We start from the raw sequence: 15,889 nt of genomic DNA on the forward strand, positions 1-15,889 counted from the left end.
TCATGGCCCGCAATCATGCCCTGGACACGCTGCTCCGGCCTGCAGTGGAGCTCTACACGGTGCAGGTGTGCCTGGCCATGGCCTTCCTATGCGTGTTCGCGCCCTGGGCCGTCGCCCTGACGCCGCTGTTCGGCCTGGTTACGGCCGTCGCCTTTCTTGGCTTCGGCACCTACCGCTTCCGCCAGGCGCTGCGCGTGCTGCGCTACCGGCGCAACATCCGGCGCCTGTCGTACTACAGCATGACCAGCAAGGAGATCCCGGTCAGCAATGAGCGGCTGTTCATGGGCAAGGGCTTTCGCTGGGAGCAGAAGCACACCCAGCGCCTGGTCGACACCTACCTGCCGCAGTACGCGCCCTATGTCGAGCCGTCGGAATGGACCAACAAGGCGCGGCGACTCGAAGCGCGCCTGGAATTCGCGCCTTTCCCCCTCACCCTACTGGCCAAGGCCACCGCCTGGGACAACGCCGCAAACCCCTTCCGGCCGCTGCCTCCGGTGGGCGGCCTGCCGCGGCTACACGGCATTGAGCCCGAGGAGCATGACGTCAGCCTGCCGCTGGGCGAGCGGGTCGGTCACTCCATCGTCCTGGGCACCACGCGGGTGGGCAAGACGCGCCTGGCCGAGCTTTTCATCACCCAGGACATCCGCCGCAAGCGGCGCGGCCAGCATGAGGTGGTGATCGTCTTCGATCCCAAAGGCGATGCTGACCTGCTCAAGCGTATGTACGTCGAGTGCGAGCGCGCCGGCCGGGCCAACGAGTTCTACGTCTTCCACTTGGGCTGGCCGGACCACTCCGCGCGCTACAACGCGGTGGGGCGCTTCGGCCGGATCTCGGAGGTGGCCACCCGCGTCGCGGGCCAGCTGTCCAGCGAGGGCAACTCGGCAGCGTTCAAGGAATTCGCCTGGCGCTTCGTCAACATCATTGCCCGGGCCCTGGTCGCCCTGGGTCGGCGGCCGGACTACCTGCAGATCCAGCAGCACGTGATCAACATTGAGGGGCTGTTCCTGGAATACGCCCAGAAGTACTTCGATGAGCACGACCCCAAGGCCTGGGAAAAGATCATCTTCATCGAGAGCAAGCTCAACGATAAGAACGTCCCCTTCAACATGAAGGGCCGACCGCTGCGGGTTATTGCCATCGACCAGTACCTGAACCAGACGCGCGTGCTGGATCCGGTCATGGATGGCCTGCGTAGCGCGGTGCGCTACGACAAGACCTATTTCGACAAGATCGTCGCCTCGCTGCTGCCGCTGTTGGAGAAACTCACCACCGGTCGCATGGCCGAGCTGATCGCCCCGGACTACCACGACGTCAACGATCCGCGGCCGATCTTCGACTGGATGCAGGTGGTGCGCAAACGCGCCGTGGTCTACGTCGGCCTGGACGCTCTCTCCGACACCGAGGTCGCCGCGGCGGTGGGCAACTCCATGTTCTCGGACCTGGTCTCGGTTGCCGGCCATATCTACAAGTACGGCATCGATGATGGCTTGCCCGGGGAGGCCAGCAGCAAGGTGGCCATCAACCTGCACGCTGACGAGTTCAACGAGCTGATCGGCGATGAGTTCATCCCCATGATCAACAAGGGTGGCGGCGCTGGCCTGCAGGTGACGGCCTACACCCAGACCCTTTCCGACATCGAGGCCAAGATCGGCAACCGCGCCAAGGCCGGACAGATCATCGGTAACTTCAACAATCTGTTCATGCTGCGGGTCCGCGAGACGGCGACGGCTGAGCTGCTGACCAACCAGTTGCCCAAGGTGCAGGTCTTCACCGCCACGCCGGCGAGCAGCGCAAGCGACGCCGTCAACGACAAGACCGCCTTCACCTCCAACACCCATGACCAGTTGAGCGCCACCAGCGTGCCCATGCTGGAGCCCGCCCATGTGGTGGGCCTACCCAAGGGCCAGTGCTACGCGCTGATTGAGGGTGGCAACCTGTGGAAGGTACGGATGCCGCTGCCAGCGGTGGATCCGGATGAAGCGATGCCCAAGGACCTGCAGGAGCTCGCCGAGAAGATGCGCAAGGCCTACCAGGTGGGCCAGGCCACCGGCAGTGAGTGGTGGGAGGCCCCAGGGCAGCGCCGGGTCGCAGACGATCTGCCTTTGGACCTGCAGGACGACTTCCGGCAGATGGCCCAAGGCGCTGCAGACGAAGGAGACGCGGCATGACCACCGGCCCTGATCACGCCCGTCTCGTCGCCCTAGCCGCCGCTTGGTTGCGCCGGCAGGGCTTTCCCCTGGTCGCAACAGAGCTGCGGTGCTTCGGATCACGCGAGCAGCCGGATGTGCTGGGCTTTCGCAGCAACTGCTCGACGCTGATCGAGGTGAAGACCAGCCGCGCCGACTTCCTGGCCGACCGGAACAAGCCTGAGCGCACCGCCGGCGGCCTAGGGCTCTATCGCTTCTACCTCTGTCCCGAAGGGCTGCTGCAGGCCGCTGACCTACCGCCGGGTTGGGGCTTGCTGGTAGCCACCGGCCGCCAGGTAGCCGAGGTCGTGCGGCCCCGCGGCAACCTCTGGCCGCCGGCAGGGCGAGCCGGTGGCACTGAGTGGGAAGCCTTCCAGCATCAGCCGGATCTTGCCGCCGAGCGCCAGGCGCTTTTCTCCATCGCCCGGCGCGCCAGCGCCGCTCCTCGAGGACGCCGATAATGGCCGACGTCGCCCAGCGCGCTCAGCAACAGCAGGTCAAGGAGCAGACCTTTATCGGGTCGGTGCTCAGCTTCCCCTTTCACTTCATCGGCGTGATGTTCCTGTCCCTGGGCGGTGCCATCCTGGTTGATTGGCTTTGCCTTTACTTCTTCTGGCCGGAGGCTGGCTGGCACCACGCGAAAGGCATGCTTGATCACGAGCTAGGCTGGCTGTCCCAGGGATTTCTCTCCAGCGTCGTGGTTCAGGAGCCCGGGCACACGGCGACCTGGCTGGTAGGGCTGCTCTACGACTGGGTCTTTGTGAAAACAGGACTGGTTCAGTGGCTGACCGGGATGCAGCAACTGGCGGCAGCCGGCCCGCGGAGCGAGCTCGATGTGCGCTACCTGGCCGCGCAGAGTGTCACGACGGTGCAGACCTATGGCCTATCTGCCCTCTTCACCATCCTGGTGTTCTGCGTGCGCCTGGTAATCCTGATCCTAGCGGTACCGCTCTTCGCCATGGCCGCCTTGGTCGGCTTCATCGACGGCCTTGTGCGGCGGGACATCCGCAAGTTCAGCGCCGGCCGCGAGTCGAGCTACTTCTACCACAAGGCCCGTAGCACCATGCTTCCGCTGGCCCTGCTGCCCTGGTCGCTGTACCTCGCCTTGCCGATCAGCGTGAGCCCACTCCTAGTGCTGCTGCCGTGTGCAGCGCTGCTGGCCCTCTCGGTGAACCTCACGACCGCGTCCTTCAAGAAATACCTGTAGCCGCCGGCGTGCTCAGTGGCCCCAGCCCGGCCACAGAGCCATTTGATACAACATCAAAATGCAGGGGTGGTATTGAACCCCTGTCCCAGCTGATCTGGAGTTACCCCATGCAGTTGACCCCTGAGCAAGCCCCCGCCATCGCGTCAAACGCCCGCAAGCTGCTGATCCAGGCCTTTGCCGGCACTGGCAAGACCACCACCCTGGTGGGTTACGCCAGCGCCCATGCGGACGTGAAGATGCTTTACCTCTGCTACAACAAGTCGGTGGAGATGGCGGCCAAGAATCGCTTCCCGCGCAACGTCACTTGCAAGACCGCCCACGGCCTGGCCTATGCGGTTTATGGCACCCAGTACCAGCACAAGCAGGCCGGCAACCTGCGCATCACTGAGGTGGCCCGGGTGCTGGATACCCAAGATTGGGAGCTGGCCCGGGACGTGGTCAACACGCTCAACACGTTCATGGCCAGCGCTGACATGGCCCTGGACGGTCGGCACTTCACCCGCTACGACGGTCGCGGCCTGACGCCGCTGCAGGAGCGGCGGATCACCCAGGTGGTGGGCATGGCCATCAGCGTCTGGAAGCGCATGATCGACCTACAGGACGCCGGCGTGCAGATCACCCACGACGGCTACCTCAAGCTCTACCAGATGAGCCGCCCGGACCTATCCAACCGCTTCAGCGCCATCCTGCTCGATGAGGGCCAGGACGTGAACCCGGTGATCGCCGACCTGGTGCAGCGGCAGCGCACCATCCAGGTCATGGTCGGCGATCGCCACCAGCAGCTCTACCGTTTCCGCGGAGCCCAGGACGCCCTGAGCGCGGCGTGGATGGCCGATGCCGAGAAGCACTACCTGACCCAGTCATTTCGCTTCGGCCCAGCTGTGGCCCACGTGGCCAATGTCATCCTGTCGTTCAAGGGCGAAACGGTGAAGCTGCAGGGGCTTGGCCAGCGCACCCTGGTCAAACGCACGCTACCGGAGGACCTCGCACACCGGACTTGGCTGCATCGCACGGTCAGCGGCGTGATCGAGAACGCTCTGCGCCTGGAGAAGCAGGGTGGCCAGCGCATGTTCTGGATTGGCGGGATCGACAGCTACTCGCTGCGCGAGCTCGAGGACCTGTTCCAGTTCAGCCGCGGTCGTCATGACCTGGTGCAGCAGAAGAAGCTCTTGCGCGACTACCGTGACTTCGAGCAGTACCAGGAAATTGCCAAGGCCACTCAGGACCCGGAGATGCAGCGCTCGGTGCGGATCATCGAGGCCTACTTCGACCTACCCAAGCGCATCGAGCAGCTGCGCCGCTGCGCAGTGGCCAGCGAACTGGATGCCACGGTCACCTTGACGACCGCGCACAAGGCCAAGGGCCTGGAGTGGGACTTCGTAGGACTCTACGACGATTTCAGCGCGGATCCGCTGGCACCGGAGATCGACCGGGCCAGCCGTGACGATGAGTTGAACTTGCTATACGTCTCGGTGACCCGAGCCATGCAGATCCTGGCGGTGAACTCGTTGGTTATCGACGTCATGCAGCGGTACAAGGACGCGAATGGGGGACTGCAAAACCAGACTCAAACGCATTGACTAGAGCACGTACTTGCGGACGAATGCATGCAACAAGTCGGCATCTAAGATGCTTGCCGTAGTTCAGCTCAAGCCGCACCTGTTCACCGCGGGCAGCGTAGTAAAGCTCAAGCGAAGCGGTATTTCTTTCCGTATCGCAGCAACGATTGAGGCAGAAGGATAAGCCCATGTCACACTGTATAGATGCCCTGTATTGAGCCCGCTGGGGGGCGAAGCATCTTGCCTCATTCCAAAGAGTTTCAGCCAAGGTTGCTCGCGAGGATCGCGCATGAAGCTGAACGTCAGTATCACGCTTCCGATGAGTATGTTGACTCAATGCCCTGGGACAGTCTGGACGATCTGGATCAGCAGGCTTGGGCTTGGAAGGCCTGTAGCGCACTAGGCATTTCGACTAACCAGTGGCGTTTGGCAATCAACCTTTGCCGGACTCCAGGCCAGTCGATAAAGCTATTGCTCCTTGAGTTGCGCCGCCAGCATCCATAAAAAACTCACAAGCTCCGTTGTGGGTGAAAACGATTAGGCCGTGATTAGTCGATCAGACCTAGTCAGCCTTTCGACAGACATTGCGACACAGCTGAATTAGCCGATCCAACGCCCAAGGTTTGGCTAAGAATACAGCCCGTGTCTGCAGGGCCTCGACTGCCTGGATGTGACCTGAAGATATCACTACTGGCACAGATGGCCACTGTCTGGAGAAGGCAGTCGCCAGTTCCAACCCATCCATGGATCCAGGCATCTTGACGTCAGTAAAGAGAAGATCCGGTGGTGCTGGCTGAACTGACAGGTATCGCCATGCCTCGTCCGCAGTATTGAACGCCGTGACTTGAAAACCTTCTTCCTCAAAAACCTCAGTCAAAGCATCTACTAACAGGGTCTCGTCTTCAGCTATCACTACCCTGTTCATTGTGGAAGCGCTCTCGATGGGGCCTGGGAATTTGTGCTGATCATACTCAAATAGCGCAACGACAATGGGATGCAAGCGGCAAATCCCTGAAAGTAGCTGATTAGCAGGACAACCGGTGTGTTGCATCAGACTTGTTGACGTCACACGAGATCAGCTCTTTCCGGTCAGGTCGCTGCCCCATCCAACACGCTGATAAACAAGTATTCTGCGATTTGAGCTGGCTCAGCCGGACACGATCAACCGCAAAGGTAGCGATTGCTTCTAGCTATGCCGTAGGTGGTCGGATTGGCAGTGATCGAATAGCTCGGGCGCGATCTCGAAGAACTGTCTCCCCTTGTGCGGCCGTGACACGATCCACGTCAATGGGCGCCAGAATGCAATCTTCGAGCTGATCAAACAGCCTGACCAGATGGCCTAAGCCGACGATAGCCATGGCATAAATCATGTCTCGCCAGTCTTTTTTAGCGTCCTCGGTGAGAACCGCAGCATCGGCCATACGACCTCCCACGAATTTCGGATGGCAGCAATACCGCGAATTTCTTTCATACCGGGCTATAACCGTTTCGGACACGGATGTGGTTGCGCCTAGCGAGCCTCGGGTAGCGAGGTAAGGATGGCTAACACTATCGAACTGGAGCCGTCCATGTCCCCTGCCCGCTTCGAATACCACACTGAGTTCGCCCCCCTTACCTACCGCGTCCAAGAACGCGGCTGGCTGCTGTTCAAGCACGAAGAGCAGACCGGCACACCTGACATTGCGGCCTTCCTGGCCGATCCGGAGCGGCAGGCCCGACTGCAGGCCCTTGGCGCCGAAGGCTGGGAGCTGGTCAGCGTGCAGCCGGTGCTGGAAGGCCGGGCCCAGATCGGTCAGCAGACCGCCCAGGGCAACCAGGGCTGGGGCGTTAGCTACGCAGTGGCCACCGGCTTTCTGCTGTTTTTCAAGCGGCTTATTACCCCGACGCAAAGTCAGTAAACAAGCGGGTTTGCAACCTATTTGGGTGCAGTAATGGTTTCCCGCTGACCTCCCCTACGGCGCTCGGCATCCTGTGCGACATCAACCCGCTAGCCCAGGGCCCTGCTGTGAAACTGTCCTTCTACTCTCGCACGCCATCCCGCCGCTTCGCCCTTGCCGGCAGTCTGGCCATCGCGCTCGGGATCCTGACGAGCCAGGCCCAGGCCGCCGGCACCGCCTCCGAGCAGGCCAACGTCGACGTGATGATCAGGCAGCTCAACGCTGTCGAGGCCGTCGCCCGGCGCAGCGCAGAGTTGCCGAGCGAGGGCAGCACCCGCTACCGCCTCGACTACAACCGACTGGCCGCCGACATCGCCCGAATCCGTCAGGGTCTTCAGGACTACCTGGCACCGAGCCGCGCGCAGCCCCGCGATGCAGCCGAGCTCTCCGGTCAGTATCAGCGCGAAGGCGCCCAGCCATGAGCATGACCGCTGCTCAGACCGCTGCCTTTCAGGCGGCCAGCGGCCTCACACCAGCGGCCAGCAATACGTTTTGGCTTTCGGTAGCCATGACCATCACCACCCTCTGGTTCGCCTGGCTGGGCATCAGCCTCTACAAGGGCTGGGCCAACCAGAACCTCAAACCCGCCGCGGCCAAGGGCGCCCTGATAAGGGGACTGATCCTCTACTTCGTCCTGTCCTGGCTGATCTTGCACTAACCCCTCGAGGAGAAATCCATGCTGTCCCTCAAACGTCTGTTCACCCTCGGCGTTCGCGCCAAAACCCAAGCCCTTCTGGCAAGCGCCGCTCTGGTGCCGGCAGTCAGCCAGGCAGCCTTACCCAGCGCCCAAGCGCCATCGCGTGGCGAAGGTTCCACCTGGCTCGAAACGCTCAAGAACTACGGCTACGACGGCTTCATGCTGATCGCACTGGCCCTGTGTGCCTTCTGCCTCATTGTCGTGGCCGCCCATGGCATTGGCGTCTATCACGAGATCCACACGAACAAGAAGACCTGGAAAGACCTGGGTGCCACCGTCGTTGTCGGCGTGATCCTCATCGGCCTGGTGATCTTCATCGTCACCAAAGCCAGCGGCATCATGTAAGGCAGGACGGCGCAGATGGACATCACCCAGGACCTGCACGAGGACGGCACGCTTCTCTTCTTGCCGAATCGCCTCAATACCCAACCCGTTGTCGTGGGCGGCCTGACCACCGACGAGATGTTCGCCACCATCATCGTCTGCGCCTCGTTCGGCTTTGTGGTCGGCATTCCCTTGGCGTTTTTCACGACTCCGGCCATGCCGATCTTTGCTGCGCTAGCCTGCGGCTCCCTGGGCCTTGTGCTTGCCGGACGTCAACTGCGCCGCTGGAAGCGCGGGCGGCCCGAAACCTGGCTGTGGCGGCAAGTGGAATGCCGCCTGGCCCAATGGGGGATTACCGGGCGCCACCTGGTGATCCGCAGTGGTAGCTGGAGCTGCAAACGGATGGTGGGGCTATGAGTCGCGCCTGGAAGCTCTCCGACTCGCAGCGCGCCCACATCACGACGCTGCGCCTGGCTCTGGGTCTCATGACCGGTATCGCCATATGGAACGGCTATGGCTGGTCCACGGCGCCGAAGGATCTCACCGTCCATGTGCCCCCGGATCTGCGCTCGGGTAGCACACGCCCCTGGTGGGAGATACCTCCCGAGTCGGTCTATGCCTACGCCTTCTACATCTTCCAGCAGATGAACAGCTGGCCCTCCGATGGCGAGAAGAACTACAGCGACAACATCGCGCGGCTGGCCAACTTCATCACCCCGTCCTGCAAGGTCTACCTGGAAGGTGATGAGGCGCTCAAGCGCAATGCCGGCGAATTACGCAGGCGCGTGCGCAACGTGGCGGAGATCCCCGGATCGGGCTACGGCGATGACCCCACCCGGCGCGTCCAGGTGCTGGGCAACAGCGAGTGGACCGTCATGCTCGATGTCGTCGCGAACGAGTACCTGGGCGGCGAGAAGGTCAAGACGGCGCTCACGCGCTACCCGCTGCACGTCGTCAGAGCCGACGTCGATCCCGAGAAAAATCCTTGGGGTATGAAGTGGGACTGTTACAGCGGTCAGCCGCAGCGGATCGAGGCTGGTATCGAAGTCAAAGCCCGAGGTACACCATGAGGTCCAGTCATTCCCTAGCCCTGGTGCTGGGCGGCCTGCTGCTGAGCAGCCTGGCCCAGGCCATCGAGATCCGCAAATGGGAACGCGTCCCCATGGCCATCCCTTTGGTGGTGGGCCAGGAGCGGATCCTGTTCGTCGACGCCAACGTCCGCGTCGGTGTGCCTCCAGCCATCGCCGACAAGATCCGGGTACAAAGCACCGGTGGTGCGATCTACCTGCTGGCCAAGGAGCCCATCGAACCGAGTCGGTTGCAGCTGCAGAACGCGGCCACTGGCGAGATCATGCTGGCCGACATCGCTGCCACCCCCGCCCAGGAAGGTCACGCCCCGCTGGAGGCGATCAAGATTGTGCCCGGCGATACGACCCCGACCCGATATGGCCAGGCAGCTTCGACCAGCGGAAGCAATGCCCCCAGGGCCACAGCCAAGGCCAGCAGCCAGGCTGATGAAGATGACGACGAGCCGGCCCCGCCCAAACGCGAAACGCCGATTCCCGTCGTGCTCACGCGGTATGCCGCTCAGATGCTCTATGCACCATTGCGTACAGTGGAGCCGGTCGACGGCGTCGCCCAGGTCAAGGTCGACAAGCGCCTGGACCTGTCGACGCTGCTGCCGGCACTGCCCGTCGAAGCCAGCCAGTTGGGCGCCTGGCGGTTGGACGACCATTGGGTGACTGCCGTGAAGTTGCGAAACCAGACCGGCCAGCGCCTGGCCCTCGATCCGCGCGAGTTGATGGGCGACTTCGCGACCGCCACCTTTCAGCACCCCTACCTCGGCGCCCGTGGCGATGCCAGCGACACCACGGTGCTCTACCTGGTCACCAAGGACCACGGACTCGGCCAGTCGCTGTTGCCCAGCCTGAGTGCGGCTGATCCTCGAGTGAGCTCGGAGGCGCGCCATGCAGCTCAGAAGTAATCCGCTCCTCAAGTACGCTCTGCTACCCCTTCTCGTCTTGGTGGTCTTCGTCGGAGTAAAAATGCTCGGCCGCGACAAATCCGTAGAGCCGGAGCAGCCGCAATCTGCCCAGCTCACCCCCGAGCAAGCCAAGGCGCTCGGCATTGAAGGCGATACGGCCAATGACACCCTGCGCACCATCGTCGCCGAAAGTCGCCAGCTGAAAGACCAGATGAGCAAGGTCCTGAAAGACAACGAAGAGGCCAAGCGCGAGAACGAAGGCCTCAAGGCTCAACTTAGCAACATCAACAGCACGGTCGACAACCGCGTCCAGGCGGGCATCAACCAGGGCATGGAGAATCAGCAGAAGCAGACCCAAGGACTCGTCGATAATTTGCAGAAGCAGCTCAACACCCTGTCGCAGATGGGAAGTCAATTGGGTGGCGCTGCAGGCGCCGGCGGCGATATGCCAATCGGGCTCGGCATCAACCCGGGCGAAGGTAATCAGTTCAAGAAAGGCAGTGGCAGCTCGGACCTGGTCTGGATAGAGCCGCAGGACGGCACGGCCGTCGATGCCAATGGCAAGCCCCTCGCCGCCGGCAGTGGCCAGGCGGCCAGTGGTTTTGCCTTCCCCACGTCGTTCGGTGCCGCTGGCCAGAAGACCCTGGACGCGGCGTCCGGCGGTGCGCAGCGCGTGGCGGATGGTGTGGGTGGGGATGAACAGACGCGCAAGAAGGTGCGTAAGGTCTACACCCTGCCCCAGAACTCGACGCTCATGGGTTCGGTATCCATGACCGCACTGGTTGGCAGAGTGCCGGTCGACGGCACGGTCAACGACCCCTACCCCTTCAAGGTGCTGATCGGCCCCGACAACCTGACCGCCAACGGTATCGACCTGCCCGACGTCGCCGGCGCCGTCGTGAGCGGTACCGCCTCGGGTGACTGGACGCTGTCCTGCGTGCGCGGGCAGATCCGCAGCATGACCTTTGTCTTCACCGACGGCACGGTCCGCACCCTACCCGCCCCCCAGGAGAATGGTGGTCAGCAGAACAACGGCCAGAACAACCAGAACAGATCCACCAATGGCCAGCCCGCTGCTATTCAGGGCGGCATGGGTTGGATCAGTGATCCCTATGGCATCCCGTGCATTGCCGGCGATCGCCGAAGCAATGCTGCCCAGTACATCGGCTCCCAGGCGCTGATCACGGCCGCCGGCGCCGGCGCTGCCTCTCTCATCAAGAGCGATGGCAGCAGCTCCAGCTACGTACAGACTTCCAGCGGCACCATCGGCACGACCGGGATCTCCGGCAACGAGGCCATGGGCAAGATCCTGAACCAGGGCGTCAGCGACATTTCCACCTGGGTGAACAAGCTCTACGGCCAGGCCTTTGCCGCCATTTACGTGCAGCCCGGGGCGAAGGTGGCCATCCACCTCGACCAGGAGCTGGCCATCGACTACGAACTCAAGGGCCGCAAGGTCGACTATCGCAAGGGAGCTCGCCATGCCTCGGCTGATCTCGACTAATTATGCACGACTACAAATGGCGGCTGTGCTGGCCATGGCCCTGCTGGCCGCGGGCTGCTCGGTCAACAAGGAGAAGATGCTGCCACATGGCGACCAGACCATGATGGACGTCTGGAACGCCGGCACCACCGGCTCGGGCGGCAGCAGCCAAGGCCGTCAGCTCGTCGACGCACGCGCTGAACTGCGCCGCCCCGTGGACACGGCCCAAACGCGGCCGCTGGCGGACAACGCCGGCTATTCGCGCACAGCGCAGAACGAGATCTACAGCCAGTTCAAGCGCCTGCCCAATCCGGACCTGGTTATGTACGTCTTCCCACACCTAGCCGGCTCCGACCCCGCCCCCATCCCCGGCTACACCACCGTTTTCCCGCTCTACCAGCGTGTGCAATACGCCATGCCCGGTGAGCGGGTGGAGAACTACTGATGGGCATCTTCGAACGCCTGCGTGGCAAAAAGACCACCGACACTTCAGCGGCTGAGCTGGATCTTGTACCGGGCCAGCCTGGACATACTGACGCGGTTGATGAAGGGGCTCTGTCAGCCGAAGCTGAGCCAGTCATCCACCCCGAATCCATCCGCGCCACCCGCGCGCTGGAGGTCGGCGAGGAAGCCGCCTATCAACGCCATCTGGATCGCTTGAAGGCTCATGGCATCCCAGAGCCCGGTGCCTGGAGGACTGGTAAGGAGAAGCCTGCGACCGTGGCCGACGTGGCCAGGCTCTATGACGTCAATCCCAGCTTCACCAACCTGCTGCCCTGGATCGAGTATCTACCTGAGCACCAGGCCATGCTGCTCGAGGACGGCAAGTCCTTGGCTGCGTTCTTCGACATCGTGCCGATCGGCACCGAAGGCCGCTCACCGGCCTGGCTACGCCAGGCGCGGGATGCCCTCGAGAACGCCCTGCAGGACAGCTTCGATGAGCTCGAGGTCAGTCCCTGGGTTATTCAGATGTACGCCTACGACGAGATCCAGTTCGACAGCTATCTCGAAGGCTTCCGTAACTACGTGAAGCCACGCGCCCAAGGTTCGGCCTTTACCGAGCTCTACCAGGGGCTGATGAAGCACCACCTCTCGGCCATCTCCAAACCCGGAGGCTTGTTCGAGGATAAAGTGGTTTCCAAGCTGCCCTGGCGTGGCCAGCAGCGCCGCGTCCGCCTGGTGGTATCACGACGCAGCGTCGGCGACGGCCTGATGCGTGGCCAGGATCCCGCGCTCTATCTGCGCAATACGTGTGAGCGCCTGGTCGGCTCGTTGGCCAACGCCGGCGTCCGAGCCATCCGCATGGAAGAGCGTGCGATCCGACACTGGCTCCTGCAGTGGTTCAATCCCTGCCCCGATCACCTAGGCACCACGCGCAAAGACCATGACCGCTTTTTCGAGCTGGTGAACACACCGACCGAAGTCGAGGATGGCACCATCCCGGTGCTGGCCAGCGGCACGGACTTCTCACAGTGCCTGCTGTACCGCGAGCCTCGCTCGGACGCAGACAAGGGCATCTGGTTTTTCGATGGCCAGCCTACCCGGGTGATCATGCTTGATCGGCTTCGCGAGGCGCCTAAGACCGGGCATTTGACGGGCGAAACCCGCCAGGGCGGTGATGCGCTCAATGCCCTGATGGACAAGCTACCTGAGGACACGGTGCTGGCCATCACCCTAGTGGTTACACCTCAAGACACTCTTGAAGCCCACCTCAACGACCTGCACAAGAAAGCTGTGGGTGACAATCAGGCCTCGGCGCTGACCCGTGAGGCCATTCAGGATGCGCGATACCTTATTGGCCGCAAGCACAAGCTGTACAAAGGCAGCGTCGCCTTTTACGTACGCGGCAAGCACGAAGCGGAGTTGACGCAGCGCTGCATGAACCTGACCAACATCCTGTTGGGCGCAGGCATGGAGCCCGTGCAGCCTGACGATGAGGTCGCTGGCCTTTCCAGCTATCTCCGTTGGCTGCCCGCCAACTTCGATCCGAATCAGCCCCGCGCCCTGCAGTGGTACGCCCAGATGCTGCTCGTTCAGCACGTGGCCAACCTGGCCCCAGTCTGGGGTCGTCACACCGGCACCGGGCATCCCGGGACTACCGTCTTCAATCGCGGCGGCGCGCCGCTGACGTTCGATCCTTTCAACAAGGAAGATCGTCAGATGAACGCCCACGGGTTCGTCTTCGGCCCCACCGGGGCTGGCAAGTCGGCGACCCTAAATAACCTGATGATTCAGTGGCTGGCCGGCTACCGGCCACGCATGTTCGTCGCCGAGGCCGGAAATAGCTTTGGCCTGCTGGCAGACTTTGCGCAGCGACTGGGTCTCACCGTGCATCGCGTACGTCTCTCTCCAGGATCCGGCGTCAGCCTGGCACCCTTTGCTGACGCCATTCGTCTTGCGGACGACCCGGCTCGTGTTGCCGTCCTCGATGCAGAGGACCTGGAGGCGTCGGACCGCAACAGTACCCCTCAGGCCGACCTAGAGGACGATCAGCGCGATGTGCTCGGTGAGATGGAAATCGTGGCGCGCCTGATGATCACTGGTGGTGAGGAGAAGGAGGACGCTCGTCTGACCCGCGCCGACCGTGCTGCCATCCGTCACGCCATCATCAATGCGGCTAAGGCCTGCTTCAAGGCCGAGAAGACCGTGCTGACCCAGGACGTCCGCGATGCTCTGAGTGCGGCCGCGCGGGACGAAGGCCTTCCCGCGGCGCGTAGAGAGCGCCTGCAAGAGATGGCCGAATCCATGGATATGTTCTGCATGGGCGCCGATGGAGAGATGTTCAACCGCCCCGGTACGCCCTGGCCGGAAGCCGACCTGACCGTAGTGGACTTCGCTACGTACGCCCGGGAGGGCTACCAGGCGCAGCTCGGCATCGCCTATATCTCGCTGCTCAACTCGATCAACAACATTGCCGAGCGTGACCAGTACAAGGGCAGGCCGTTAATCAAGCTGACAGACGAAGGCCACATCATCACCAAGCACCCGCTGCTGCTGCCCTACGCCATGAAGATCACCAAGATGTGGCGAAAGCTCGGCGCCTGGTTCTGGCTGGCTACCCAGAACATCGACGATATCCCGCTCTCCGGCGCGCCGATGCTCAACATGATCGAGTGGTGGATCTGCCTCAACATGCCGCCGGATGAGGTCGAGAAGATTTCCAAATTCCGCTCCCTCACCCCTGCGCAGAAGGAGCTGATGCTGTCAGCACGCAAGCAGAGCGGCGCCTATACCGAAGGCGTGGTGCTGTCCAAATCCATGGAGATCCTCTTTCGCGCGGTTCCGCCGAGCCTCTTCCTGGCCCTGGCAATGACGGAGCCGGAAGAGAAGGCTGAACGTGCGCAGCTGATGGAGGAACTCGGCACCGACGAGCTGGGCGCGGCCGTCGCCGTGGCGGCGCGACTGGATCGGCTACGCGGCATTGAGCCCTACCCCTTCGATCTGCCACCCGCTTCGGGAGCACGCGGATGAGGGCGATGGACCGCTTTACCCAGGACCTCATCGACAGCCTGACACAGCTACTCAGCCAACCCGGGCAGGATACCCTGACCGCGCTGCAGATCTGCGCTCCGGTACTAATCACCAACCTGCAGGTGGTTAAAGCGCGCGCAGTGGATCGCCGGGAGATCGAGGCCCAGCTTGATACGGCGCTCAAAGACTGGCTGGCCAAGCATCCGCAGCCGGATGAAGCACAGCAGGCCTTGCTTGAGGCCCTGCATCGGGATGTGCTGGGCAGGGACAGCGATGAGGCCACGGCTAGGGAGGCTTCAGCATGAAGAAGCCCGCCATTCTGGCTACCCCATGGGGCCTCTACGGAGTCTTGGCCGCTATGCTCGCCTGCACCTCAACCGTGATTGCCAGCCAAGGGCATGGCACGCAGGAATCTGTCCAAACAAGCTCCAAACCACCGATCTTCGTCTACGGAAACACTTCCGCGCGCTTCACGCTGATCGAGTACGGCGACCTGGAGTGTCCTTATTGCAAGGATGCCTTCCCGCAACTCAAGCAGCTGATTGCGCGGCACGATCAGCTGAATTGGCAATGGCAGCACCTACCACTCCCCATGCATGGGGAGGCAGCCCAGTACGAAGCACGGCTGGTGACCTGCGCCGGTTGGTATGGAGGCAATCCGGTGTTCTGGCAAGCCATCGAAGCTGTTTACCAGCACAGCCGTAGCAACGGTGCTGGCCTCGCGGTGCCGATCGATCAACTGGGCCTACAACCCGCCGTTTCGCTGCAGCACCTCCAGGGCTGCGTCCAGGACAACGCTGCAGTACGCCAAGCAATCGCGACGCAGACTAGCGCTGCGGCAAAGCAGCGCATCGATGCTACGCCGACCTTCGAGCTGAAGGACAATAGCTCTGGCCGGGTCATCCGCCTGCCATCCTTGCTGGACGACGCCGGCATGCTGTCCGCCATGGACTGGCTGGCTACCCAGGAGGGGGCCGATGCGCAGCAGCGCCAATGACATCCCGCTATGGCTGGCCAGCCTCTCCGATAAAACCCTGCAGC

The 15,889-nt window shown here is 62.6% G+C and carries 17 protein-coding genes; 16 read left to right on the top strand and 1 reads right to left on the bottom strand.

What is annotated here, in order from left to right; genetic code table 11:
* Positions 1-2 precede the first annotated feature (2 nt).
* From traD to QKY98_RS11320, 4 genes are all read left to right on the top strand, one after another.
* Positions 3-2,168: a type IV conjugative transfer system coupling protein TraD gene (gene traD / locus QKY98_RS11305; RefSeq protein WP_284670915.1), complete on the top strand. Its 2,166-nt coding sequence runs from the start codon at positions 3-5 to the stop codon at positions 2,166-2,168.
* Complete coding sequence (locus tag QKY98_RS11310; protein ID WP_284670916.1) at positions 2,165-2,647, top strand: hypothetical protein; 483 nt, start codon at positions 2,165-2,167, stop codon at positions 2,645-2,647. Before traD ends, QKY98_RS11310 begins: the two co-directional genes overlap by 4 nt.
* A complete protein-coding gene (locus tag QKY98_RS11315; protein ID WP_284670917.1) occupies positions 2,647-3,393 on the top strand; it encodes a TIGR03747 family integrating conjugative element membrane protein in 747 nt (248 codons plus the stop codon). The genes QKY98_RS11310 and QKY98_RS11315 overlap by 1 nt, the downstream gene beginning before the upstream one ends.
* A gap of 107 nt (positions 3,394-3,500) precedes the next feature.
* On the top strand, positions 3,501-4,973 hold the full coding sequence (locus tag QKY98_RS11320) for a UvrD-helicase domain-containing protein (protein ID WP_284670918.1): 1,473 nt from the start codon (positions 3,501-3,503) through the stop codon (positions 4,971-4,973).
* A gap of 541 nt (positions 4,974-5,514) precedes the next feature.
* Here the strand turns inward: QKY98_RS11320 and QKY98_RS23785 are convergent.
* Complete coding sequence (locus tag QKY98_RS23785; RefSeq protein ID WP_350030289.1) at positions 5,515-6,003, bottom strand: response regulator; 489 nt, start codon at positions 6,001-6,003, stop codon at positions 5,515-5,517.
* A 517-nt stretch (positions 6,004-6,520) separates the two neighbouring features.
* Here QKY98_RS23785 and QKY98_RS11325 point away from each other — a divergent pair.
* The 12 genes from QKY98_RS11325 to QKY98_RS11380 all read left to right on the top strand — a co-directional run bounded on the left by QKY98_RS11325 (position 6,521) and on the right by QKY98_RS11380 (position 15,845).
* Positions 6,521-6,850, top strand: a complete 330-nt coding sequence (locus QKY98_RS11325) for a hypothetical protein (protein WP_284670919.1) — start codon at positions 6,521-6,523, stop codon at positions 6,848-6,850.
* 164 nt (positions 6,851-7,014) lie between these two features.
* Complete coding sequence (locus QKY98_RS11330; RefSeq protein WP_284670950.1) at positions 7,015-7,311, top strand: integrative conjugative element protein, RAQPRD family; 297 nt, start codon at positions 7,015-7,017, stop codon at positions 7,309-7,311.
* A 2-nt stretch (positions 7,312-7,313) separates the two neighbouring features.
* Complete coding sequence (locus tag QKY98_RS11335) at positions 7,314-7,547, top strand: TIGR03758 family integrating conjugative element protein (protein ID WP_284670951.1); 234 nt, start codon at positions 7,314-7,316, stop codon at positions 7,545-7,547.
* Positions 7,548-7,565: 18 nt separating this feature from the next.
* Positions 7,566-7,931, top strand: coding sequence for a TIGR03745 family integrating conjugative element membrane protein (locus tag QKY98_RS11340; protein ID WP_284670920.1), 366 nt, complete (start codon positions 7,566-7,568; stop codon positions 7,929-7,931).
* A 15-nt stretch (positions 7,932-7,946) separates the two neighbouring features.
* A complete protein-coding gene (locus QKY98_RS11345; RefSeq protein ID WP_284670921.1) occupies positions 7,947-8,327 on the top strand; it encodes a TIGR03750 family conjugal transfer protein in 381 nt (126 codons plus the stop codon).
* The gene (locus QKY98_RS11350) at positions 8,324-8,980 is read left to right on the top strand and encodes a PFL_4703 family integrating conjugative element protein (protein WP_284670922.1); all 657 of its coding nucleotides are present in this window, start codon (positions 8,324-8,326) and stop codon (positions 8,978-8,980) included. The genes QKY98_RS11345 and QKY98_RS11350 overlap by 4 nt, the downstream gene beginning before the upstream one ends.
* Positions 8,977-9,894 (top strand): TIGR03749 family integrating conjugative element protein, encoded by a 918-nt coding sequence (locus QKY98_RS11355; RefSeq protein WP_284670923.1) that lies wholly within the window; start codon positions 8,977-8,979, stop codon positions 9,892-9,894. The genes QKY98_RS11350 and QKY98_RS11355 overlap by 4 nt, the downstream gene beginning before the upstream one ends.
* Complete coding sequence (locus QKY98_RS11360; RefSeq protein ID WP_284670924.1) at positions 9,878-11,398, top strand: TIGR03752 family integrating conjugative element protein; 1,521 nt, start codon at positions 9,878-9,880, stop codon at positions 11,396-11,398. The genes QKY98_RS11355 and QKY98_RS11360 overlap by 17 nt, the downstream gene beginning before the upstream one ends.
* Positions 11,376-11,822 (top strand): TIGR03751 family conjugal transfer lipoprotein, encoded by a 447-nt coding sequence (locus tag QKY98_RS11365; protein ID WP_284670925.1) that lies wholly within the window; start codon positions 11,376-11,378, stop codon positions 11,820-11,822. Before QKY98_RS11360 ends, QKY98_RS11365 begins: the two co-directional genes overlap by 23 nt.
* Positions 11,822-14,848, top strand: a complete 3,027-nt coding sequence (locus tag QKY98_RS11370) for a conjugative transfer ATPase (RefSeq protein WP_284670926.1) — start codon at positions 11,822-11,824, stop codon at positions 14,846-14,848. The genes QKY98_RS11365 and QKY98_RS11370 overlap by 1 nt, the downstream gene beginning before the upstream one ends.
* On the top strand, positions 14,845-15,153 hold the full coding sequence (locus tag QKY98_RS11375; protein WP_284670927.1) for a hypothetical protein: 309 nt from the start codon (positions 14,845-14,847) through the stop codon (positions 15,151-15,153). Before QKY98_RS11370 ends, QKY98_RS11375 begins: the two co-directional genes overlap by 4 nt.
* The gene (locus QKY98_RS11380) at positions 15,150-15,845 is read left to right on the top strand and encodes a DsbA family protein (RefSeq protein WP_284670928.1); all 696 of its coding nucleotides are present in this window, start codon (positions 15,150-15,152) and stop codon (positions 15,843-15,845) included. Before QKY98_RS11375 ends, QKY98_RS11380 begins: the two co-directional genes overlap by 4 nt.
* Positions 15,846-15,889: the final 44 nt, after the last annotated feature.

The organism is Pseudomonas sp. HR1 (genome assembly GCF_030175875.1).
Classification (GTDB): domain Bacteria; phylum Pseudomonadota; class Gammaproteobacteria; order Pseudomonadales; family Pseudomonadaceae; genus Chryseomonas; species Chryseomonas oryzihabitans.

What these genes read in the sequence shown, in the direction of transcription:
- traD (WP_284670915.1), top strand. Translation starts at nt 3, where the DNA reads ATGGCCCGCAATCATGCCCTGGACACGCTGCTCCGGCCTGCAGTGGAG.
- QKY98_RS11310 (WP_284670916.1), top strand. Translation starts at nt 2,165, where the DNA reads ATGACCACCGGCCCTGATCACGCCCGTCTCGTCGCCCTAGCCGCCGCT.
- QKY98_RS11315 (WP_284670917.1), top strand. Translation starts at nt 2,647, where the DNA reads ATGGCCGACGTCGCCCAGCGCGCTCAGCAACAGCAGGTCAAGGAGCAG.
- QKY98_RS11320 (WP_284670918.1), top strand. Translation starts at nt 3,501, where the DNA reads ATGCAGTTGACCCCTGAGCAAGCCCCCGCCATCGCGTCAAACGCCCGC.
- QKY98_RS23785 (WP_350030289.1), bottom strand. Translation starts at nt 6,003, where the DNA reads ATGCAACACACCGGTTGTCCTGCTAATCAGCTACTTTCAGGGATTTGC.
- QKY98_RS11325 (WP_284670919.1), top strand. Translation starts at nt 6,521, where the DNA reads ATGTCCCCTGCCCGCTTCGAATACCACACTGAGTTCGCCCCCCTTACC.
- QKY98_RS11335 (WP_284670951.1), top strand. Translation starts at nt 7,314, where the DNA reads ATGACCGCTGCTCAGACCGCTGCCTTTCAGGCGGCCAGCGGCCTCACA.
- QKY98_RS11340 (WP_284670920.1), top strand. Translation starts at nt 7,566, where the DNA reads ATGCTGTCCCTCAAACGTCTGTTCACCCTCGGCGTTCGCGCCAAAACC.
- QKY98_RS11345 (WP_284670921.1), top strand. Translation starts at nt 7,947, where the DNA reads ATGGACATCACCCAGGACCTGCACGAGGACGGCACGCTTCTCTTCTTG.
- QKY98_RS11350 (WP_284670922.1), top strand. Translation starts at nt 8,324, where the DNA reads ATGAGTCGCGCCTGGAAGCTCTCCGACTCGCAGCGCGCCCACATCACG.
- QKY98_RS11355 (WP_284670923.1), top strand. Translation starts at nt 8,977, where the DNA reads ATGAGGTCCAGTCATTCCCTAGCCCTGGTGCTGGGCGGCCTGCTGCTG.
- QKY98_RS11360 (WP_284670924.1), top strand. Translation starts at nt 9,878, where the DNA reads ATGCAGCTCAGAAGTAATCCGCTCCTCAAGTACGCTCTGCTACCCCTT.
- QKY98_RS11365 (WP_284670925.1), top strand. Translation starts at nt 11,376, where the DNA reads ATGCCTCGGCTGATCTCGACTAATTATGCACGACTACAAATGGCGGCT.
- QKY98_RS11370 (WP_284670926.1), top strand. Translation starts at nt 11,822, where the DNA reads ATGGGCATCTTCGAACGCCTGCGTGGCAAAAAGACCACCGACACTTCA.
- QKY98_RS11375 (WP_284670927.1), top strand. Translation starts at nt 14,845, where the DNA reads ATGAGGGCGATGGACCGCTTTACCCAGGACCTCATCGACAGCCTGACA.
- QKY98_RS11380 (WP_284670928.1), top strand. Translation starts at nt 15,150, where the DNA reads ATGAAGAAGCCCGCCATTCTGGCTACCCCATGGGGCCTCTACGGAGTC.